At 42.1% G+C, this 22,587-nt stretch carries 13 protein-coding genes and 3 rRNA genes; 12 read left to right on the top strand and 4 right to left on the bottom strand.

The genetic code is table 11. The features are described 5' to 3' along the window. Window positions 1–100: 100 nt before the first annotated feature. A complete protein-coding gene (locus ACAY00_RS13880) occupies window positions 101–268 on the top strand; it encodes a hypothetical protein (protein ID WP_371374953.1) in 168 nt (55 codons plus the stop codon). A 214-nt stretch (window positions 269–482) separates the two neighbouring features. Further along, a complete protein-coding gene (locus ACAY00_RS13875) occupies window positions 483–1,295 on the top strand; it encodes a hypothetical protein (protein WP_371374950.1) in 813 nt (270 codons plus the stop codon). Window positions 1,296–1,385: 90 nt separating this feature from the next. Here the strand turns inward: ACAY00_RS13875 and ACAY00_RS13870 are convergent, their stop codons facing one another. Then, entirely contained in the window at window positions 1,386–2,582 is a 1,197-nt protein-coding gene (locus ACAY00_RS13870) for an SIR2 family protein (protein ID WP_371374946.1), read from the bottom strand. Window positions 2,583–2,842: 260 nt separating this feature from the next. Between ACAY00_RS13870 and ACAY00_RS13865 the strand changes: the two genes are divergently transcribed. The 4 genes from ACAY00_RS13865 to ACAY00_RS13850 all read left to right on the top strand — a co-directional run bounded on the left by ACAY00_RS13865 (window position 2,843) and on the right by ACAY00_RS13850 (window position 4,986). Next, entirely contained in the window at window positions 2,843–3,148 is a 306-nt protein-coding gene (locus ACAY00_RS13865) for a hypothetical protein (protein WP_371374944.1), read from the top strand. Beyond that, complete coding sequence (locus tag ACAY00_RS13860; RefSeq protein WP_371374941.1) at window positions 3,102–3,422, top strand: hypothetical protein; 321 nt, start codon at window positions 3,102–3,104, stop codon at window positions 3,420–3,422. The genes ACAY00_RS13865 and ACAY00_RS13860 overlap by 47 nt, the downstream gene beginning before the upstream one ends. 473 nt (window positions 3,423–3,895) lie before the next feature. Beyond that, window positions 3,896–4,258, top strand: a complete 363-nt coding sequence (locus ACAY00_RS13855; protein ID WP_371374938.1) for a CidA/LrgA family protein — start codon at window positions 3,896–3,898, stop codon at window positions 4,256–4,258. Continuing rightward, window positions 4,258–4,986 (top strand): LrgB family protein, encoded by a 729-nt coding sequence (locus ACAY00_RS13850; RefSeq protein ID WP_371374935.1) that lies wholly within the window; start codon window positions 4,258–4,260, stop codon window positions 4,984–4,986. Before ACAY00_RS13855 ends, ACAY00_RS13850 begins: the two co-directional genes overlap by 1 nt. Before the next feature lie 69 nt (window positions 4,987–5,055). Here ACAY00_RS13850 and ACAY00_RS13845 read toward each other — a convergent pair whose 3' ends face one another. The 3 genes from ACAY00_RS13845 to ACAY00_RS13835 form a co-directional block, all read right to left on the bottom strand. Then, on the bottom strand, window positions 5,056–6,750 hold the full coding sequence (locus ACAY00_RS13845; protein WP_371374932.1) for a glycoside hydrolase family 30 beta sandwich domain-containing protein: 1,695 nt from the start codon (window positions 6,748–6,750) through the stop codon (window positions 5,056–5,058). 212 nt (window positions 6,751–6,962) lie between these two features. Continuing rightward, a complete protein-coding gene (locus ACAY00_RS13840; protein WP_371374929.1) occupies window positions 6,963–7,484 on the bottom strand; it encodes a hypothetical protein in 522 nt (173 codons plus the stop codon). A 273-nt stretch (window positions 7,485–7,757) separates the two neighbouring features. Further along, window positions 7,758–8,429, bottom strand: a complete 672-nt coding sequence (locus ACAY00_RS13835; RefSeq protein ID WP_371374926.1) for a YceH family protein — start codon at window positions 8,427–8,429, stop codon at window positions 7,758–7,760. 725 nt (window positions 8,430–9,154) lie between these two features. On the opposite strand from ACAY00_RS13835, the gene ACAY00_RS13830 reads away from it, so the two are divergent. The 6 genes from ACAY00_RS13830 to malQ all read left to right on the top strand — a co-directional run bounded on the left by ACAY00_RS13830 (window position 9,155) and on the right by malQ (window position 22,580). After that, window positions 9,155–10,694, top strand: a 16S ribosomal RNA gene (locus tag ACAY00_RS13830). Window positions 10,695–11,106: 412 nt separating this feature from the next. Continuing rightward, window positions 11,107–13,996: ribosomal RNA gene (locus ACAY00_RS13825) — 23S ribosomal RNA — on the top strand. Window positions 13,997–14,160: 164 nt separating this feature from the next. Beyond that, window positions 14,161–14,275: ribosomal RNA gene (gene rrf / locus ACAY00_RS13820) — 5S ribosomal RNA — on the top strand. Together the 16S, 23S and 5S rRNA genes form the textbook arrangement of a ribosomal RNA operon. 1,179 nt (window positions 14,276–15,454) lie before the next feature. After that, window positions 15,455–17,914 carry a glycogen/starch/alpha-glucan phosphorylase gene (locus tag ACAY00_RS13815; RefSeq protein ID WP_371374922.1) on the top strand — a complete coding sequence of 820 codons (2,460 nt, stop codon included), beginning with the start codon at window positions 15,455–15,457 and terminating at the stop codon, window positions 17,912–17,914. Between the two features lie 89 nt (window positions 17,915–18,003). Beyond that, window positions 18,004–20,193, top strand: coding sequence for a 1,4-alpha-glucan branching protein GlgB (glgB, locus tag ACAY00_RS13810; protein ID WP_371374919.1), 2,190 nt, complete (start codon window positions 18,004–18,006; stop codon window positions 20,191–20,193). Between the two features lie 203 nt (window positions 20,194–20,396). Next, window positions 20,397–22,580: a 4-alpha-glucanotransferase gene (gene malQ / locus ACAY00_RS13805; protein WP_371374917.1), complete on the top strand. Its 2,184-nt coding sequence runs from the start codon at window positions 20,397–20,399 to the stop codon at window positions 22,578–22,580. The last annotated feature ends 7 nt before the right edge of the window (window positions 22,581–22,587 follow it).

Here is a 22,587-nt window from a genome sequence, read left to right as displayed (position 1 = left end):
CATATAAAACCTAACCTAGTACCTACCCTTATTAAACAAAAGTAGATTATTTTTATACTAAACTAGACTTAATAAACCTAATGGAATAGGACAAAATTACATGGATATTACCCGTCACACTCACCTAATAAGCAAACTGATCACCGATAACCTAACACTTGGCGAGATTAACGAACTTAATCAGCTTAACCAAGAGCTTGATCACGAGTTAGAACCATTAAGGCCGTTTGATGTTTATAGTGGGATGGAAGGGGACAATATAAGCTAAAAGGCTGAGCTCATAATCTAACTGCTCATGAGGGGAAAATTTAGCAATCATTACAATGATAATGTATTTTGTTAGCTAATTAAGCTCATATTCGATCATTTATGCTCGCTACTTTTTAAAATTGACAAGAGTAGTTGAATTTATCAATAATTTTATTATCAAAGAACCAATAATTGTATTTAAAAGTACCTATAAGCAAGGTGGATATCAATAAATGTTTAATATTTTACAAGAACACGTACGGCAAAAACTATCTGTTGATGACTCGCTATACTTATTGGTTAAAAAAGAGATTGACTGTAATTATATTGATCAAACACTATGGGCTAAAGCTCTAGCTCATTCTGATTATGACGAGCTTAAAGCTAAAGGTTTTTATTCTAGAGAAAGAGTAAAATATTTAAATAAAGATAAAGAAAGAATATCAAGGTTAATATATTCGTATATAGAATATAAGAATTCAGAAACTAATTTATCTATCCCTAAATCTGAATTAGAAGACAAATCTAATCATCTCAAAAGTAAGTTAAATATAGAAAGAAAAAATTTAGCTTTGAAAAGTTTTTCGTCAAAGTCTGAAAAGGAGAAATTAGAACGCATAAGACGTGAATTAAAAAGAAAAAGTTATACATTTACTTCATTTTTTTTGTTTCTAATCACTTTTTTTATATGTACTTTAGTCCTCATTTTTAGTGTTGCTAGTTACAATGTTTATGTTCTTCTTTTTAATATTTTCTTAGGCGCTGTGGGGTACTTAATTTGGTTTAAATATGTGGATAAATTAATAAACCATGAAGAAATAATCATCCAACAAGAATCTATCGTTTCTAATTTTAGGGATGAGTTAAGAAAAGGGTTAGATGATATTAAACAAATAAAAGATGAATTAAGTGAAACAGACTTAAATATTAGAAAGCTAAATTTAAAAGAAGCCGATGCAGTAAAAGCCAAGAATAATTATCTAACAATAAAATCTTGTCTAAATGCATATTTTCCATATGATTTCGAAAAATTATTTGATGAATAAAAAGTAAGTCAAAATTATTTCTGCAATAAAAGCTTAAACAGATAATATTGATTATGAAACAGTACCATGTTAATTTTTCAAAAGATGATTTTAGCTTTTTAGCATAGCATCAATATCAAAGTTTTCAGAGAAGAGATCTTTATAAACAAATATTTCTGAGTCCAAAAAGCCAAATTCATACTTAAATTTTTCAACGACTTTCTCAGGATTAGGGTCAAGTATTTTTATTTTGGGTTTGTTAGTGCGCTTCATTAGCGCATCAACAAATAGCTTTGTACTTTTAATATCTGTTTTAGGAAATGAATAACCAATTAAAATAATCTCTTCTGCTACTTCAATCGCTTTACCTGTTTTTGACCACAAGTTTTCAAATAAATTACCATATAAATTATATTTCTTTTCTTTTACTGGTGGAATGATCAAAGGTATAGTAGGTACACCATCACTTGGAGCCTTCCCTTTAGCTACATGAGGTTTAGGTGGATTGAAAGTAACTAATGCCTTTCCATCCTTACCGTAAGCGACCATATCTAAATTAACAGGATAATAACCATAAGAAAGGCGGTCATATCCATCCATAAACCTTCCTCTATGACACGAATATGGTTGTTCTGTATACTCATAAATGTAGACATCTTCAGGTTTAACGAATTGCTTCATTGTCGTGAAATCGGAAAGTAATGATGGATGTACCGTTAACCAGTTTGTTGAACCATGCAATTTATATAGTTGGGTTGTTTTAGTGTTTTGACTCTTATTGTTACTCCAACCATTTCGATAAATTGATTTAGGTGAAAAACCATAACCATTATCAGTTGTCCACGACTTTGTTTCTTCCAAAGCCTTTTCCATTAAAGTATCCCAATTAAAAGTAGCAACAACATCATCTTTTTCTATATATTTAGCCAGTTTCAAGTGAGCGGTAGACGTTGGCCCATTTTGAATTTCGTTAATTACTGAAGCAAATAAATATACTAATTCGTTATAGGAAGATTGAAGAAAGATTGTCTCTGGTTGTTTTTTTTGGGCTATAGCCTCTATTAAATCTACCTCAATTGAAGAATGAAAATCTTCTATATTTATACCTGAACGAAAGTATAAATATGGATCAACGTGATATTTTTCAATTGCAAATAGATTAATTTTACCTTGAAGAACCCAAAGATTACGGGATATATCGAGCTTATAAAACGTATCAAAGAAGTCACAAGCTATAGGCATTTTAATGCCGGTTTTTGATTGGTCATATGCCTTTGAAGCACCAGCTCCAAGAATAAATAATTTCATCCAAATTGCTTTTAAAAGTTAATATTTTTTTACGAGAAAACTTCGAATATTTCTACCTTGATTTTGCCCTTGCATCAAATAAAGAGACGCCTGAAGGTAGCTTCGGGATAATAATTTTTTATTGATAATATACCCTATAATAATCATAAGGTTAAATGATTAAATACTTGGTTTAAATGACAATGGGACGACCTAAGGGATCTCGAAATAAACTATCAACAACCTTTACGAATAAGGGACATCGGTTGCTAAATAATTTAATGGATAAAGCACTTAACGGTGATATGGAATGTGCTAAGCTCGTGTTGCCATTTCTACCTAAACCCAAGCTATATACCGCACCGATTAAGGTAGACCTACCGAAGAACGCCACACCAGAAGATTGTGCAAACGCTTTAACGAAATCAATATTTAATGGCGAGGTTGATCCAATGGTTGCCTGTAACATCATTAACGCCATGTTTAACGCTACTCGATTTATCGACATTCACGACATTATGGAAATGTTAGGGAAAGAGGTTGAAGAAGTACAAAGACTTAAAAGCGAAAGCCCAAGATCTCATTAAGCAATCAAAAATGGCGAGAGGGGCGATTCCAAAGCCTAGATCTTATCAAACGGATTCACTTTATTATGACAATATCTTTTACGAACTTATGACTAAAGAGCAGTCTTTTAGTGATTGGATCAAACGTAAAGGGTATGACATAGACAAAGATGATTTTGTTGTAATTTTTAATCCTGCTGAAACTTATTTAAAAATGAAAGCCAGATATGACCGCATGGGTGTGGAGTTAGATCTTAAATATCACCAGAAGTTTAAAAAATTGAAAAACAAATGAAAGTTCATCAATGTTTTATGTTTGTTATTTGAGTGATTGGAATTCACTTTATAAGTTTATGGTGGGTTCTAGGTTGGGTAGGCAAAAAAAAGCTCCGGCACATAAGTACTGGAGCTAAAAGGGATATCTCAGGGAGAGAAAATAAATGAAAGACTCATTTAATGTTTGTCAGTATATCGAGTTTAAAAAATAAATCCGTTAACAAAGTGTAACTTTGAGTGTAAGTTTACAACCGGTTGATTAAGATCAATCTTCGGCTCTGTAAAAAATCATTACGCCTTTGCAAAGCCTAAGTTTTCGACAAATAAGCCCAACTATTTATCGGAAACCATCTTACAAATCCTCAGCACTTTTATGTCGCCACCATCACTTGATTTTCATATAGCAAAAGATGCACATAGTGAAATAACAGATGAATTTGTTATATTAGGTGGTTGTTTTTCGCTTACTAAGTGTTTTTTGAATGTGAGGCTATGTTGAATTTTATTATTGGTTTGGCAGTGTTGTTGATATTTCAACTGCTCGGTGAAGTGGCCGTGGCTTATTTTGAATTGCCAGTAACAGGGCCAGTGGCAGGGATGTTGCTGCTATTTGCATGCCTAGTCATTCGTGGCAAGGTAGGAAAAAAGCTTGGTAGTGCCTCAACCCATTTATTGAGTCACCTTTCATTGTTATTTGTCCCTGCAGGTGTTGGCTTAATGATGTACTTTCAAATATTGCAACAACATTGGCTGGCCATTGTGGTCGCGTTGGTATTAAGTACCATTATTATGTTGGTGGCGAATGCGCTTATTATGCAATGGACCACACAGTGGTTTAAGGGTAAAGAGGAGTAATGTCAGCAATGGTAGGTACAGAAGTGATGACTATCATACTAACCTCGCCTTTATTTGGCTTGGCTTTAACCTTATTGGTTTATGCGCTGGCATTAAAGGCCTATCAACATAGCAATCATAACCCTTTGGTGAATCCGGTCATCGTGTCGATCGCGGTTATTATAAGTATTTTAACCTTAACCAATACCCACTACGCTGACTATTTTGCCAGTACCGAGCTGATTCATTTTTTCTTGGGCCCGGCCACGGTGGCACTGGCTATTCCTTTGTACCAGCAAGTGCATCGGATTAAAAAACTGTTGCTACCGATTGTCATTACTTTGTTGGCATCGATTGTTATTGGTTGCTTAAGTGCGGTGAGCATTGCGGCATTATTGGGGGCAAGTGTTGAAGTTCAATTGTCATTGGCTCCTAAGTCGGTGACCACGCCAGTGTCTATGGGGATTTCAAACTACATCGGTGGTATTGAGTCGTTAACGGCAGGGTTAACCGTATTAACTGGTATTTTAGGCGCGATATTAGGAACATGGATCTTTGCTTTGTTAAAAATTAAAGACGATGCGATAAAAGGAATTGCTATGGGACTCACATCTCATGGTATTGGCGCTGCTCGGGCTTTTAACATCAGTAATGAAATGGGCGCATTTGCTGGGCTTGCGATGGCCTTAGCCACATTTTCAACCGCCTTGATTTTACCACTAGTAATGTCTTGGTATGGTTTACTGTAATAGACCTCGGATTTAGTCCACAAAAAAGGCTGAGTATCTGCTCAGCCTTTTTGTTAAATCGTTAGCCGATTATAATTGAACTTGTACCGTTTGTACGGCGTTCGCTTTAATGACCACATCAGCAACATTTTCACCAATTTGTAGTTGGTAATTAATTGGCTCTTTGGTGGTATTAAGCAATTGCACACTTAATACGTTGTTATCGTTTACCGTTGCGCTAGCGTGCAGTGCATCGCTGTCTAAACCTGCAAGAATGGTTTCCGTTTGTACCGCTTTATCGCCAGGGCGTATGGTTTGACTAAATTGCGATAACACATGGAAGATAGGGGTGTAGTACACTTCTTTGGTGTTGGTATCAATCATAATTGGTGCGCCACAGAAGTTACCTACATGGTTAGGGCCACCGTTGTGATCAAGGACAATGTTCCAGTCAATCCAACCGTTCATGTAATTATTGAAACTTACAATGATATTACGAGCATAACGGTGTACAGGGGTGTAAATTGGGTGATCTTCGGCATTTGGCGCCCACTGTGCAGTGTATGCCCAGTCTGTGGCGTTTTTATTCCACCAAAACGCATCGTTATTAAACCAGCCAGACTCTTGGAATTTTTCTGGATCGCCAATACCGCCACCAGCAGGTTTACCTAGATCATCAATGGTTGCTTCGGTGTTGATGATGGCATAGTCAGGAAACTTGTTATGGGCTTTAACCAATTCGTCTTCAAATACATTTTCTGTACTTGCATACCAGTGTACGGCCGTGCCGTATACGTATTGACTGGCTTCTTCATCACCTAAAATAGTGTCTACCCAGTGACCAAGGTCATTTCGGTTTTGATCGTAAATTAATAAAGCAACGTCTTTAAAGTCGCTGTTTTGTAATTTTGGACCCAAATGCTTAGCGATAAAATCACGTTGGGTTTCAGGGGTAAAGTGCATGCTTTCCCATTGCCCGCTATTGCCATGAGGTTCGTTTACTGGTGTTAAACCCCAAATGTCGATACCTTCTTTTTGGTATTCTTCAAGATACTTCAGCAAGTAGTCGGCATAGGTTGATACGTATTCTGGTTTTAATTCACCACCAGTACCTTGATAGTTGTTCTCAGGCGCACCTGGAATAAAGTAGGTTTCAATGTCTTTCATCCATGCCGGTGCTGTCCAAGCAGACGCCACGGTATAAAGTTCTTTGTCCGCTTGCGCATTTTTAATAGCATAAGCTTCTTTGATCATCGGTAATAAGTCGTAGCTTTCATCAACAATATTAGGATATTGCTCTTTATCAAAACCTTCTACATCGCGGGCAAGGGTAAATGTTTCAAGCTTAGTATCGCCTGCTTCTTCAACATACGAGTACTTACCTTCAACGGAAAAGTCAGTTGCCCCAATATGCGTACGGGCCATCGCAAAGTTCGCCCCCTTGTCGGAATAAACGTCTTGCATGATTTGCATACGTTGTTCTTTTTCAAGGTGAGCAAGAACAAATGCTGAAGACTCGGTAAATGAAGTGCCCACACCTAACATGGTTTGTTTAACCACCTCTGGGTTAATAACAACCTTGGTGCCACTAGCTTGGCCTGGCTTAAACGCCACATTGGCTTGTTCAGCAATTTTATCTCCGGCTTCAGAGGTAATAAGGATACGACTGGTGGACGTTAGGTTAAATTGTTCTGTTTCAGGCGCTTTTGGCGCATTATCTGAACAGGCAGTAGCAAATAATGCCAGTAATGTCGCCTTAGCAGATAGTTTCATTAAGTGTTTCATACAAAATCTCATCATTGTGTATTCAGTGTTAAATAATCCTAACGAGTAAAAGCGAGCAAATCTAGGGTGAAAATCCTTGTCGTCTTATCGTTAATCCGACTGGTCGATTTTGCCCTAAAAAAGAGCTTTAAGCAGACAAAAGAAAGAGTTAAAAATGTGAACCAAGCTCAAAAGCATCTTGCGAAAAAATAAATCGTAAGCTAACCGCTACATTATCGCCTAACTTTATTGCGGGCATCCACTAAGGCATCAGCTAGAGTCTTGCTTACCTCCATTATCGCCTGTTTTTGTGAATGCGAATTATAAGGGTACGTCACTCCACTCCAATAATATGGTGTTGCTTCGTTATTTAGCAAAAACGCATACACTTCGGCTACAGTTTGTTTGTTGGGATCAAAAGCGGGGGTTTTATTTTGCTGAAAATCAACGAAGGCCGGCAAATCATTATGAGGTTTGGGCTGCGCCAGGGGCAAAGTGAGTTCGCCGAGGCGATTTTCAGGCGTTACCATTAAAACCACTAACGCATTGCGCGCATTGGCTTTGTCTCGAATCAAATCGGCACTGGTATTAGTCACCCCTAAAATATCTTGGTAACTGGTATATACCGGAAAGCCTTGGTCTAACAATTCAGACTTAAGGCTTTCTTCAAAGAGCATCCGTAAATCTGAATTTTTACTGTAGCCAACAATGTATATCCCAGATTGTTTGGTTGTATCTATCGTACGAACCTGCACATTGTTGCTGCAGCCAGCCAGACTAAACAGTAGGAAAAAACAAAAGCAAGATTTTAGCGAACACGATATCGGCATATAGACACCTGCATTTTAGGTTTATTTTTAATGGTTTAGAGCTAATTAAAAGATAGACCCAATTACCCATACAGGCAAAAAATGCGAATATCGAGATGAATGGAAAATGGTCGAAAGTTAATGTAGATCAAAAATGACTATTTGAACCACCATAACTCGCCAACTTTACTCTATTCATATAAACGGCTTTAAGAAGTTTTATTCAAGCACTTCTGATAACCTTTCAACAAGATCATTGAGTCTTTTTACTTCGGCTTCTAAAGCTTCCACTCGTGATTGTAAAGACGAATTGTCTCTGTGAACCGAACCACTCACCATTGCGTCAGCGTCTTCTGCTTTTATGGCATCAAATAGGTTTGGGTCATAACAAGTAAATAAATGCACATACCGAGCTTCGCGTTTTCCCGGTTGCTTGGGTAGCTTTTTGACCAAACCTTGGTTGTTAAACTGACTTAAATGTTGAAGACAATCTTCGACTTCAGTAACGTCGTTAAATTCAGCTAAACGGTTGGTGCGAGTTCTTAACTCACCGGGTGTTTGCGGGCCACGTAGTAAGAGTACCGTTAAAATGGCTTTTTGCTGTGGGGTAAACTGAAAACTACTAAATTGAGTGTTACAAAAACGATGTTGAAACTTATCAACTCGGCTTGCACCACTTCTTATTACTAAAATTTGATTAAGTTTGATTAACTCATCAACAATATTTTGAACTTCGGTCTCTGTTAAAGACATCACCGGATCTCGGTTGCTTTTTTGATTACATCCAACAGTCAAACCATTTAGAGACAATGGATACTGATCAGGGGTGGTGATTTCTTTTTCTAACATCACTCCAATAACACGGCATTGGTTGGCAGTAAGTTCAATCATTATAGGTATGCTCCAAATACAAATAAACCTTAACAAATAAGGTAACAACTACACATAGTATAAATAGTGGCACAATAGTGACACAGTAAAACAGATTAATGGCAGCCTAAACCTACTTATTCATAAGCATCGGTTTCAAACAGAATTTAAAAATAAAGCTTATTTAGGCCGATTAGTAAAGTTATTGTGATCTTTTTGTTGTTGTTTTAGGCCTTTCGTACAAAATACACCCAATCAGCCCTGTTTTTATATTTTTTAGCAAAAAACAGTTGACGGCATCCTAAAAATCTCTAGAATGCGCATCCACTTCCACGGGGTTAGGCAACAAGGTTGACAAGCCAAGTGTGAAGGGGGTTTTAAGCAAATCCTGCTTTAAAAACTTTTTCAAAAAAGATTTTAAAAACGGTTGACTTTGAACTTCAGATGCGTAGAATGCGCATCTCGCTTCGGGCAAGGCCCAGAGCACAGCAAGAGCAACGAATGAGATTGCCTTGTACGTTTAAAAACGTTCTTTAACAATTAGTTATCATGCAATTTGTGTGGGCACTCACATTAAGATTGACTTACAAAGCTACTAAGTATTTATACCGGTAGCACATTAACTTAATGATGATGACACACAAAATATATACATATGTTTTATGTAAAGTTTGTTTTTACTTTTAAAGTGAAAACAACCAGCAAATTCATTGAGTCGATTCTTCGGAATCAAAAAAACAACTTTTTAATTGAAGAGTTTGATCATGGCTCAGATTGAACGCTGGCGGCAGGCTTAACACATGCAAGTCGAGCGGTAACATTTCTAGCTTGCTAGAAGATGACGAGCGGCGGACGGGTGAGTAATGCTTGGGAATATGCCTTGAGGTGGGGGACAACAGTTGGAAACGACTGCTAATACCGCATAATGTCTACGGACCAAAGGAGGGGATCTTCGGACCTTTCGCCTTTAGATTAGCCCAAGTGAGATTAGCTAGATGGTGGGGTAAAGGCCTACCATGGCGACGATCTCTAGCTGGTTTGAGAGGATGATCAGCCACACTGGGACTGAGACACGGCCCAGACTCCTACGGGAGGCAGCAGTGGGGAATATTGCACAATGGGGGAAACCCTGATGCAGCCATGCCGCGTGTGTGAAGAAGGCCTTCGGGTTGTAAAGCACTTTCAGCGAGGAGGAAAGGTTAGTAGCTAATATCTGCTAGCTGTGACGTTACTCGCAGAAGAAGCACCGGCTAACTCCGTGCCAGCAGCCGCGGTAATACGGAGGGTGCGAGCGTTAATCGGAATTACTGGGCGTAAAGCGTGCGTAGGCGGATTGTTAAGCGAGATGTGAAAGCCCAGGGCTCAACCTTGGAACTGCATTTCGAACTGGCTGTCTAGAGTATTGTAGAGGGTGGTGGAATTTCCAGTGTAGCGGTGAAATGCGTAGAGATTGGAAGGAACATCAGTGGCGAAGGCGGCCACCTGGACAAATACTGACGCTGAGGCACGAAAGCGTGGGGAGCAAACAGGATTAGATACCCTGGTAGTCCACGCCGTAAACGATGTCAACTAGCTGTTTGTGTCTTTAAGACGTGGGTAGCGCAGCTAACGCGATAAGTTGACCGCCTGGGGAGTACGGCCGCAAGGTTAAAACTCAAATGAATTGACGGGGGCCCGCACAAGCGGTGGAGCATGTGGTTTAATTCGATGCAACGCGAAGAACCTTACCATCCCTTGACATCCAGAGAAGTCGCTAGAGATAGCTTCGTGCCTTCGGGAACTCTGAGACAGGTGCTGCATGGCTGTCGTCAGCTCGTGTTGTGAAATGTTGGGTTAAGTCCCGCAACGAGCGCAACCCTTATCCTTATTTGCCAGCACTTCGGGTGGGAACTTTAAGGAGACTGCCGGTGATAAACCGGAGGAAGGTGGGGACGACGTCAAGTCATCATGGCCCTTACGGGATGGGCTACACACGTGCTACAATGGCAGATACAAAGGGCAGCAAGACCGCGAGGTGGAGCGAATCCCATAAAGTCTGTCGTAGTCCGGATTGGAGTCTGCAACTCGACTCCATGAAGTCGGAATCGCTAGTAATCGTGGATCAGAATGCCGCGGTGAATACGTTCCCGGGCCTTGTACACACCGCCCGTCACACCATGGGAGTGGGTTGCAAAAGAAGTAGCTAGTTTAACCTTCGGGAGGACGGTTACCACTTTGTGATTCATGACTGGGGTGAAGTCGTAACAAGGTAACCCTAGGGGAACCTGGGGTTGGATCACCTCCTTACCTTAAGTAGACAACTTAATGAGTACGAAAGTACTGCGAGTGTTCACACAAATAGCATGATAACAATTGATGAAAACTTAAAGATAAGCACTAATGCTTATCTTTGAGTTTTCACTCACATAACTGCCGAATGTGCGCAGATATGACATCTTTAACAATTTGGAAAGCTGATATTAAACCCGGTGTTTTTATCGATAACAACGTGTCGCACGATGTTATCAAATGATATAAGCACCAAAACGAAAACACATTCCTAGTGTTTTCAAACTAATTAATAATCTTTGATTATTGATTTTTTATACTCAAGACATTCTTATTGAATGCGTGAAAATGTCAGACTTTACAACTTTCTCAGAATTAGTCCTCTGAGTTTCAGTTGTTTTACGTAAAGTAAAACTTTTTGGGGTTGTATGGTTAAGTGACTAAGCGTATGTGGTGGATGCCTTGGCAGTTAGAGGCGATGAAGGACGTGTTAATCTGCGAAAAGCTGAGTTAAGCCGATAAAAGGCGTTATAGGCTCAGATGTCCGAATGGGGAAACCCACTTGTCGTAAGGCAGGTATCATTAAGTGAATACATAGCTTAATGAGGCGAACCGGGAGAACTGAAACATCTAAGTACCCCGAGGAAAAGAAATCAACCGAGATTTCCTTAGTAGCGGCGAGCGAACGGGAATTAGCCCTTAAGCGGTTTGTAAATTAGTGGAATGCTCTGGAAAGGGCAGCGATACAGGGTGATAGCCCCGTACACGAAAATAAACTTACCGTGAAATCGAGTAGGTCGGGACACGAGAAATCTTGACTGAATATGGGGGGACCATCCTCCAAGGCTAAATACTCCTAACTGACCGATAGTGAACCAGTACCGTGAGGGAAAGGCGAAAAGAACCCCTGTGAGGGGAGTGAAATAGAACCTGAAACCGCATACGTACAAGCAGTGGAAGCCTACTTGTTAGGTGACTGCGTACCTTTTGTATAATGGGTCAGCGACTTATGTTCTGTAGCAAGGTTAACCGAATAGGGGAGCCGTAGCGAAAGCGAGTGTTAACTGCGCGTTTAGTTGCAGGGCATAGACCCGAAACCCGGCGATCTACCCATGGGCAGGTTGAAGGTTGAGTAACATCAACTGGAGGACCGAACACACGTATGTTGAAAAATGCGGTGATGACCTGTGGGTCGGAGTGAAAGGCTAATCAAGCCGGGAGATAGCTGGTTCTCCCCGAAATCTATTTAGGTAGAGCCTCGGACGAATACCATTGGGGGTAGAGCACTGTTAAGGCTAGGGGGTCATCCCGACTTACCAACCCTTTGCAAACTCCGAATACCAATGAGTACTATCCGGGAGACACACTGCGGGTGCTAACGTCCGTTGTGGAAAGGGAAACAACCCAGACCGCCAGCTAAGGTCCCAAAGTCATAGTTAAGTGGGAAACGATGTGGAAAGGCATAGACAGCTAGGAGGTTGGCTTAGAAGCAGCCACCCTTTAAAGAAAGCGTAATAGCTCACTAGTCGAGTCGGTCTGCGCGGAAGATGTAACGGGGCTAAACTATGCACCGAAGCTGCGGATTTGAACTTAGGTTCAAGTGGTAGGGGAGCGTTCTGTAAGCCGTTGAAGGTGTGTTGTAAAGCATGCTGGAGGTATCAGAAGTGCGAATGCTGACATGAGTAACGATAAGGGGAGTGAAAAACTCCCCCGCCGAAAGACCAAGGTTTCCTGTCCCATGTTAATCAGGGCAGGGTAAGTCGGCCCCTAAGGCGAGGCGGAAACGCGTAGTCGATGGGAAACAGATTAATATTTCTGTACTTCTTATAATTGCGAAGGAGGGACGGAGCAGGCTAGGCAAGCATGGCGTTGGTTGTCCATGTGAAAGTATGTAGGCTGAAGTTTTAGGTAAATCCGGAACTTCTTAAGGCTGAGATACGAGACGAGACTCTACGGAGTTGAAGTTGTTGATGCCCTACTTCCAGGAAAAGCTTCTAAGCATCAGATTATAAGGAACCGTACCCCAAACCGACACAGGTGGTTAGGTAGAGAATACTAAGGCGCTTGAGAGAACTCGGGTGAAGGAACTAGGCAAAATAGTACCGTAACTTCGGGAGAAGGTACGCTGACTTTGGTGATGGGACTTGCTCCTTAAGCTGAGGTCAGTCGAAGTAACCAGGTGGCTGGAACTGTTTATTAAAAACACAGCACTGTGCAAAATCGAAAGATGACGTATACGGTGTGACGCCTGCCCGGTGCCGGAAGGTTAATTGATTGGGTTAGCGCAAGCGAAGCTCATGATCGAAGCCCCGGTAAACGGCGGCCGTAACTATAACGGTCCTAAGGTAGCGAAATTCCTTGTCGGGTAAGTTCCGACCTGCACGAATGGCGTAATCATGGCCACACTGTCTCCACCCGAGACTCAGTGAAATTGAATTTGCGGTTAAGATGCCGTATACCCGCGGCTAGACGGAAAGACCCCGTGAACCTTTACTATAGCTTGACAGTGAACATTGCTCCTACATGTGTAGGATAGGTGGGAGGCTTTGAAGCAACGTCGCCAGATGTTGTGGAGCCAATCTTGAAATACCACCCTTGTATGCGTGATGTTCTAACCTAGGTCTCTTATCGAGATTGGGGACACTGTCTGGTGGGTAGTTTGACTGGGGCGGTCTCCTCCCAAAGAGTAACGGAGGAGCACGAAGGTTGGCTAAGTACGGTCGGACATCGTACGGTTAGTGCAATGGCATAAGCCAGCTTAACTGCGAGACAGACACGTCGAGCAGGTACGAAAGTAGGTCATAGTGATCCGGTGGTTCTGTATGGAAGGGCCATCGCTCAACGGATAAAAGGTACTCCGGGGATAACAGGCTGATACCGCCCAAGAGTTCATATCGACGGCGGTGTTTGGCACCTCGATGTCGGCTCATCACATCCTGGGGCTGAAGTCGGTCCCAAGGGTATGGCTGTTCGCCATTTAAAGTGGTACGCGAGCTGGGTTTAGAACGTCGTGAGACAGTTCGGTCCCTATCTGCCGTGGGCGTTTGAGAATTGAAGAGGGCTGCTCCTAGTACGAGAGGACCGGAGTGGACGAACCGCTGGTGTTCGGGTTGTCATGCCAATGGCATTGCCCGGTAGCTATGTTCGGAACTGATAACCGCTGAAAGCATCTAAGCGGGAAGCAGGCTTTGAGATGAGTTCTCACTGGGACTTTGAGTCCCCTAAAGGGTCGTCGGAGACTACGACGTTGATAGGTCAGGTGTGTAAGGGTTGCGAGGCCTTGAGCTAACTGATACTAATTGCCCGTGAGGCTTAACCATACAACACCCAAGAGGTTTTAAAGATTGTATGTCTGACAAACATTCGTCGATATAATGCGTTCATCCATGAAGCATATCGACATTTGTACATCCATGTACTTCACGCATTAAGTAAGAATTGAGTAGCGTTTAATATTAGATTTCAAATTGTTTAACAAGTTTTGTCTAGCGACAATAGCGTTGTGGAACCACCTGATCCCATGCCGAACTCAGAAGTGAAACGCAACAGCGCCGATGGTAGTGTGGGAGTTCCCATGTGAGAGTAGGTCATCGCTAGGCTCCTATTCTAAAAGCCCGCTTATTTAAGCGGGCTTTTCTCGTTTTTGGGCTTACTGTTCCTACTACGTAGGTCACAGATAAAAAGCATTCATCCATGAATTTATCTGCATTTGTGCATCCATGCACTTCATCGCTAGGCTCCTATTTAAAGAAAGGCTGTCCACTGGGCAGCCTTTTTTGCATTTCAGAATCAGTGAAGTGCCACTCGATCTACTACGTAGTTATCGAAAATTGCCTCCCTGCATTTTCGATATTCACCACATCCATGTGGCTTATCGCTAGGCTCCTATTTAAAGAAAGCCCTTAGCTAACGCTAAGGGCTTTTTTACGTTCTGGGGATTGAAACATTCAACCACCTCGCACCCGGTGGAGGTCCCATCCTCGGCAACTGCTCCTGCGTTGCTCTACCTCCTTCATCCATGCAGTCGTAAAACATGATTCAAACAAAGGTAAATCTAAGACCATAGAATAAGACCAAAAGGTCAACTAGCTTTAGCTAAAGTGTATACCTTGACCTAGTAGTTCTAGATAACTAGAATTTTTTAAGCTGGTGATTTAAAGGCAACTTGCGGTCGGCATATAAAATCAGCTAAAGCGTAAACATTTCTTTATGCTCTTGCGTGCGTTGCCTTAGTTATTGGCATTTAACTAGGCGGTCTTTATGAATTCACACGTTTCACAAAAATCCATTCAACAGTCAATTAAAGACCAAGATGCCATATGTATTAATTGTCGTTATTACGTGCACGCCATTGGTGTAGGGTTTGGCATTCGGTGTAACCATCAAACCAATCAATGTTTAAACGGTTTTCCAAGCCTAATACCATCTCGTTATCACAGCTGTGAGCATTTTAAATTGAAGTAATTGACCGTCTTTTAGGTTACCCGACAATCATCGGGTGTTAATCTAAAATGTTTTTTGGCGCTTAATTGAACAATGGCCATTTATCCTTGGTTTGTGCATACGTATGCGCAGTAAATTTGTTATGCATACGTATGTAGTCATTTGCCTTGAAAGGCCAAAGTAACGTAACGTTATCACAATTATATAATTCCTAATTTTTCACCGTGATACAGGCAAAAGTACATATCGTTCTGATTGCATAGGGTCATTACCCTCAGAACGTGAAATAAGTGGCTTTACAAGTGATGGCCCCCTAAACAGGCAAGTTTCTAACTATGGCAACATCAAATATAAAGACGCCCACAACGGCGCAATTTAAACAAAAAGTTTTACAGCATTTAAATTTCACCTGCTCACAACAGGACTTTCAAGACAATCCAGCTGCAGTGCAGCGTGCTGTGTGTATGGCTGTTAATGAAGTGGTTTACGAGAAATTATCTCAAACCAACAACTATCATAAAGAACATAAAACCCGCTCTATCAACTACCTTTCTTTAGAGTATTTGATGGGGCGTATGCTATCGAATAATCTGCATAACCTAAATTTATTTGATGTCGCGAAGCAAGCGGTTGCTGAGCTTGGTTTTGAAATTGAAGACATCTTTGAAGAAGGGCATGACTTAGCCTTAGGTAACGGTGGTTTAGGACGTTTGGCAGCGTGCTTTCTTGACTCCTTAGCGACCATGGACTTAAACGCTTACGGCTACGGAATCCACTATAAGCACGGTTTGTTTAAGCAACAGTTTCACCATGGGCGCCAAATTGAAACGCCAGATGAATGGCGTGAATACGGCAATGGTTGGGAAGTCTGTCGCCCAGAGGCTGTGCAAACCATCGGTTTGTTTGGTCGTGTCGAAACACAGGTCAATGTTGATGGCAGTGAAAAGAAAGTATGGCACCCAGGGCAAACCATCAAAGGGGTTCCGTGGGATGTGCCAATTGTAGGCTACAATGCTAAAGCGGTAAATACGCTGCGCTTGTGGGAGTCTCGTGCTTCAAGCTTTTTTGACTGGGATAAGTTTAATTCCGGGGCTTATCAAAGTGCACACGCGGCGCAAAATGCCGCCGAAACCATTTCTAAGGTTTTGTATCCAAATGATGAAACCGAAGCCGGTAAAGAGTTGCGCTTTATTCAGCAGTACTTTTTCTGTGCTTGCTCAATTAAAGACATTATTGCCCGTTATCAAAAAATGCATGGTAATGATTGGTCACACTTTGCTGACAAAATGGTGATGCAACTTAACGATACGCACCCAACCATCGCCATTTTAGAGTTGATGCGTATTCTTATCGATGAAAATGATTTTAGTTTCGCCGATGCGTTCGCCTTATGTCGTCAGTGTTTTGCATACACCAACCACACTTTATTGCCAGAAGCTCTTGAAAAGTGGTCGGTACATTTGTTCCAACGCGTATTGCCGCGCCATTTAGAGATTTTGTATGCGATAAACGAATTCTTCCTAAATGAAGAAGTGTCGGTCATGTGGCCTAACAACCACCATATGCGCCGTCGCCTTTCATTAATTGAAGAGGGTGAAACCCAAATGGTACGGATGGCCCACTTGTGTGTGGTGTCGTCATTTAAAGTGAACGGGGTTGCTCAAATTCACACTGAGTTGGTAAAAAGTGACTTATTCCCAGAATTTCATCAACTTTACCCAGGTAAATTAACCAATGTGACTAATGGGGTTACCCCTCGTCGTTGGTTAAAGGCGTGTAATCCGCAATTGGCCAAACTACTGGACAGCAAAGTCGAAGCCGATTGGGCGAAACACTTATCAAGCTTACGTGTTGTTGCTAACTTTGCAGAGGATGCTGATTTTCAACAGCAATTTATGCAAATTAAGCATGCCAATAAAGTGAAACTGGCCGACGAAATCTTAAAATCCACCGGTGTGGTGGTCAATCCAAGCGCCATTTTTGATGTTCAAATTAAGCGTTTGCATGAATACAAACGTCAGCATCTAAACTTTTTGCATATTTTAGCTTTATACCGTCGTTTGCTAGAAAACCCAGATTTAGACATGCATCCTCGGGTGTATATTTTCGGTGCCAAAGCCGCTCCAGGTTATTATTTGGCCAAAGAAATTATTTATGCGATCAACAAAGTTGCCGAAAAAATTAATAACGATGGCCGTATTAAAGACAAATTAAAAGTGGTCTTTATGCCTAATTATCGGGTGACGTTGGCGGAAAAAATTATCCCTGCAGCCGATGTTTCAGAACAAATATCGACGGCCGGCAAAGAGGCTTCTGGTACGGGTAACATGAAGTTAGCGTTAAACGGGGCGGTTACCCTAGGTACCCTTGACGGTGCTAATGTTGAAATTGCTGAAGAAGTTGGCGATGACAATATTTTTATTTTTGGTCATACCGTTGAGCAAATCAGAGCCTTAACCGCGCAAGGCTATAACCCTCATCATTATTATCAAAACAATGAAGAGCTTAAAGCGGTGATTGATTGGTTATATACCGACTATTTCACCCCAGGTAAGCCGGGTGAATTAAGCGCCATCGCCAACAGTCTGCTAGATCAAGGTGACCCGTATTTTGTACTGGCTGACTTTGACTCATATTGTCAGGCCAACAACGCGCTTGATCAAGCCTATAAAGACAAACCTCGTTGGGCCAAAATGGCCATAATTAATACCGCCAAAATGGGGAAATTTACCTCAGATAGGTCAATTCAAGATTATGTCGACAATATTTGGCATTTAGAACCGATTAAAGAGTAAGGCACTAAGGCTGGTTTGCGACCAGCCTTTCATCATTTATGCGATTAAATAAAACTTGTCATGGAAACTATCGAGCAAGGACATAACCGATGCAACAGCAAATAAACGCTATTTTACAAGCCTGCCATAACAACCCGTTTGGTTTTTTAGGTATGCACGCAAACGAGCGAGGCTATTTGCAAGCCAATTGTTTTATTCCCGGGGCAATGTCGGTTAGTGTTATTGATGGCGCTGGTAAAGTCGTTGCTCGCCTTAAAAAACTTAATGAGGACGGTTTCTTTTCAAAAACCACGCGTCGCAAAAAGCCGTTTGACTATCGCCTTAAAGCGGTGTTTGAACAGGACGAAAAAATTTTTATTGACCCGTTTTCATGTGAGCCGGTATTGGGTGACTTAGACCTTTATTTGTTTAATCAAGGAAAGCACAAAAAACCATACCAAAAGCTTGGTGCCCATTTTATAAAGCATCAAGGTGTTCAGGGCGTGTCTTTTGCTGTCTGGGCGCCCAATGCATCACATGTCTCTGTCGTCGGCGACTTTAATCACTGGGATGGGCGTATGCATCCGCTTAGAAAGCGACTAGAGTCTGGTCTTTGGGAAATCTTTATCCCCCTTGCCAGTTCGCCTCAGCCTATTGAACCTGGTTGCAAATATAAATTTGAAATCAAAGATAAAGACGGTCAATTATTACCCTTAAAGGCCGACCCTTATGGGGCTCAGGCGCAGTATCGCCCTGGCAACTCATCGGTGATTAGCGCACCAAGCGACTTTAAATGGCAAGATCAACAATGGCTCAGTCAGCGTCAACTGCGCAATAACCGAGATCACGCCATTGCCATTTATGAAGTGCATCTTGGTAGTTGGCAACGCGATAATAATAATGAGTTTTTAAACTACCGTGAAATAGCCGCCCGCCTTATTCCTTATACCCTTGAAATGGGCTTTACCCATATTCAATTAATGCCGTTGAGTGAACACCCATTCGACGGTTCTTGGGGCTATCAGCCGGTAGGTCTTTTTGCCCCAACAGCGCGCTTTGGCAATGCAGACGATTTTAAATATTTTGTCGATGCCTGTCACAGCGCAGGGCTTGGCCTAATAATTGACTGGGTGCCTGGGCATTTCCCTGTCGACGCCCATGGTCTTAGTCAATTTGATGGCACCTGCTTGTATGAACACCAAGACAAAAGCAAAGGCTTTCACCCTGACTGGAACACTTTAATTTACAATTACGGTCGTACCGAAGTGGCTAATTTTTTACGCGCGAGTGCGATGCATTGGCTCGACACCTATCATATTGATGGTATCCGAGTAGATGCAGTGGCTTCTATGCTGTATCTAGACTACAGTCGCAAAGACGGGGAATGGTTGCCCAATGAACATGGTGGCAATGAAAATTTAGAGGCCGTGGCTTTTTTGCAGCAGTTTAATGAAGAACTTTATGCCGATTATCCCGGAGCGTTTACGGTAGCAGAAGAGTCCACTTCTTGGCCTGGTGTGTCAAAACCAACGTCGATGGGTGGTCTAGGTTTTGGCTATAAGTGGAATATGGGTTGGATGAATGACACTCTGCAGTACATGCGCCGTGAACCGATTCATCGTCAATATCATCATAACGAAATCAGCTTTGGCTTAGTCTATGGGTTTGATGAAAACTTTATTCTACCGTTAAGTCACGACGAAGTTGTGCATGGTAAGGGTTCGTTAATTGGGCGAATGCCAGGTGATGAGTGGCAACGTTTTGCTAACTTACGTTGCTATTTTAGTTTTATGTGGACCCATCCGGGCAAAAAGCTTTTGTTTATGGGCGGTGAATTTGGCCAGCAGGCGGAATGGAATTTTGATCAAGCGCTTGACTGGCATTTACTTGAACACCCATTCCACCAAGGTGTGCAAGCGCTAATAAAAGATCTCAATAGTTTGTATAAAAGCGTGCCAGCATTGCATCAACTTGACTGTGAACCAGAAGGTTTTCAATGGGTTGAGCATGATAACGAACAACAATCTATATACAGTTATATTCGCCATGGTAAAGACGGGGCTAACCCAGTTATTGTGGTATGTAACTTTACCCCAGCGGTGCACTACAACTATCGCCTTGGGGTAGCGCGGTCAGGTTATGCCAAAGAAATTTTTAATTCGGACTCGTCATCTTACGGTGGCAGCAACGTTGGTAATCTTGATGGGGTGCAAACTCAAGCAATAGCTTCTCATGGTTTTGCGCAGTCAATTAACATTACCGTGCCACCATTAGCGACAGTGGTGTTTGAATTACAATAAAGCATTGCAAAAATGCGATGTCGTTATACAGATTAGCAAACAAAGCCTGGTTCAAAGCAAATATTGCAACAGGGCATTATTTTTAATACGGCTGACGTAGAAACTCAACTTGATGATCAAGCAATCATTGATACCGAGCTAAGTGTCGACCACCAGCACCTGTGTGCTGACATAAAGAGAAATTGATATTTAGGAAAGATATTATGACTCCAATACAAAAGCTTGCCGAACAAGTGGGTTTTCACTCAAGTTATAAGGATTGTTTTAACAATACGGTACATGCAAACCCACAAGCGTTACACGCTTTGTTAGAGGCGATGGAATACGACTTGTCTTCTGAGCATGCTATTTTAGCCGCGGCAGAAGAATTAAAGCACGGTAATTGGCGACACTTATTAGCGCCTTCGTATGTCGTTAATGCTGAACTTAGCCAATACAGCGTCCCATTGAGCGTTAATAATCGTGATAAAGATCAGCCTGTGATGTGGCAATTGGCATTGGAAGATGGGCAAGTGCATCAAGGGCAGAGTGACTTGCACGCGCTTGAGATCATTGGTGAAGGAAACGTTGGTGACGAGCATTTTCAAAAACTTGCCCTAGTGTTGCCTCACGTAGCTCAAGGTTACCATCAACTAACCGTTACCTTGGCTGAGCAATCGGCACAATGTCACGTAATTGTGGCCCCTAAAACCTGTTTATCCCCCAATGAAGTGGCAGATTATCGAATGTGGGGCTTGGCGGCTCAACTTTATTCACTAAAGTCCGACAATAGCTGGGGCATGGGCGATTTTGGCGACTTAAAAAGTTTGGTAAAACAATCGGCTGAACGTGGCGTAAGCGCCATTGGTTTAAACCCATTGCATCCGTTATACCCGAATAACCCAGGTCATATCAGCCCTTATTCACCAACCAGTCGTTGCTTTTTAAATACCTTATACATTGACGTTACGTCGGTAGATAACTTTGCCAGTTGTAAAGCCGTGCAGTCGTTAGTTGACTCTGCCGAGTTTAAACAGCATGTCAGCGCCGCTAACCACAAAGAGTTTATCGATTACCCATACTCCGCACATCTTAAATATCAGGCGCTTGAATTGTTGTATCAAGACTTTTTAGAAAATCACTTAGCAAGGAGCAGCGACTTTGCCCAAGCGTACAGTTTGTTTGTGAACACTATGGGAGATGACTTATTTGAGCTGGCAACGTTTGATGCTTTATATGAGCACTTTCGTAAAATAGATCAACATGCCTATGGGTGGAAGGCGTGGCCAGAAGAATTTCAAGACCCTCATAGCCCAGAAGTCGAAGCCTTTAAACAAGAGCATGCCGAGCGCATTGGCTATTTTCAATTTTTACAGTTTGTCGCCGATCGTCAGTTAGGAGAGGCCGCGCGCGAAGCAAAACAGCATAATATGCCCATTGGTCTTTATATGGACTTAGCGGTAGGTTGTGATGGCTCTGGTGCCGAAGTGTGGGCCGACAAACACAGTTATGTTGCAGGCGCCGCGGTTGGCGCGCCACCAGATGCGATGAATACACTTGGCCAAGACTGGGGGCTAACCCCCATTAATCCGGTGGCGTTAAAAGAAAAAGGCTATATGCCTTTAGTCAAAGCCTTGCGCAGCAATATGCGCCATGCTGGCGCCCTAAGAATTGATCATGTACTTGGTTTAATGCGTCAATACTGGGTGGCTCCTGGAATGGCCGCTGACCAAGGGATTTATATTACCTTCCCGCTTGAAGATATTTTTCGCATTATTGCATTAGAATCGCGCCGTAATAATTGTGTGGTTATTGGCGAAGACCTTGGCACCGTGCCAGAAGGTTTTGGCGACATTATGGCCGAATACGGCTTGTTGTCATACAAGGTGTTGTATTTTGAGCGTTGGGACTCAGGGTTGTATTTTCGTCCCGAGTTGTACCCAGAGCAATCGATGGTAACGGTATCAACCCATGACTTACCTACTCTTACCGGATGGTGGACAGGTAATGACTTAAAATGGCGTCAGCAGTTAGACCTTTATCCAAATGAGCAAATGGGCATGAATGAGCGAACAGAGCGGGTGTCAGATAGAGCCCAATTGTTGGCAGCCCTCGAATACGAAGGTGTTTTGTTAGCTGATGAGTTTCCAGAGACCAAACCGGCCACAATGAATCATGCCTTAGGACGAGCGGTACAAGCGTATTTAGCCAAAGCACCAAGTCGGGTGTTATTGGTACCGGTGGAAGACGCCTTGGGCTTACTTGAGCAAGTGAATATTCCAGGAACGGTAGATGAACATCCAAATTGGCGTCGACGCTTGCCGCTTAATATCGAGCAATTTTGGCAAGATACCGATATGAGCAATTTGGTGACAGTAATGAATCAAGAGCGCCCAAAGGGAGCCTAGTGCTCCT

The sequence above is a fragment of the Thalassotalea sp. 273M-4 genome (assembly GCF_041410465.1).
GTDB classification, from domain to species: domain Bacteria; phylum Pseudomonadota; class Gammaproteobacteria; order Enterobacterales; family Alteromonadaceae; genus Thalassotalea_A; species Thalassotalea_A aquiviva.
The sequence above is the reverse complement of the archived record's forward strand: the minus strand, read 5'-3'. Positions and strand labels throughout refer to the sequence as shown.

What these genes read in the sequence shown, in the direction of transcription:
- ACAY00_RS13880 (WP_371374953.1), top strand. Translation starts at nt 101, where the DNA reads ATGGATATTACCCGTCACACTCACCTAATAAGCAAACTGATCACCGAT.
- ACAY00_RS13875 (WP_371374950.1), top strand. Translation starts at nt 483, where the DNA reads ATGTTTAATATTTTACAAGAACACGTACGGCAAAAACTATCTGTTGAT.
- ACAY00_RS13870 (WP_371374946.1), bottom strand. Translation starts at nt 2,582, where the DNA reads ATGAAATTATTTATTCTTGGAGCTGGTGCTTCAAAGGCATATGACCAA.
- ACAY00_RS13865 (WP_371374944.1), top strand. Translation starts at nt 2,843, where the DNA reads ATGGATAAAGCACTTAACGGTGATATGGAATGTGCTAAGCTCGTGTTG.
- ACAY00_RS13855 (WP_371374938.1), top strand. Translation starts at nt 3,896, where the DNA reads ATGTTGAATTTTATTATTGGTTTGGCAGTGTTGTTGATATTTCAACTG.
- ACAY00_RS13850 (WP_371374935.1), top strand. Translation starts at nt 4,258, where the DNA reads ATGTCAGCAATGGTAGGTACAGAAGTGATGACTATCATACTAACCTCG.
- ACAY00_RS13845 (WP_371374932.1), bottom strand. Translation starts at nt 6,750, where the DNA reads ATGAAACACTTAATGAAACTATCTGCTAAGGCGACATTACTGGCATTA.
- ACAY00_RS13835 (WP_371374926.1), bottom strand. Translation starts at nt 8,429, where the DNA reads ATGATTGAACTTACTGCCAACCAATGCCGTGTTATTGGAGTGATGTTA.
- ACAY00_RS13815 (WP_371374922.1), top strand. Translation starts at nt 15,455, where the DNA reads ATGGCAACATCAAATATAAAGACGCCCACAACGGCGCAATTTAAACAA.
- glgB (WP_371374919.1), top strand. Translation starts at nt 18,004, where the DNA reads ATGCAACAGCAAATAAACGCTATTTTACAAGCCTGCCATAACAACCCG.
- malQ (WP_371374917.1), top strand. Translation starts at nt 20,397, where the DNA reads ATGACTCCAATACAAAAGCTTGCCGAACAAGTGGGTTTTCACTCAAGT.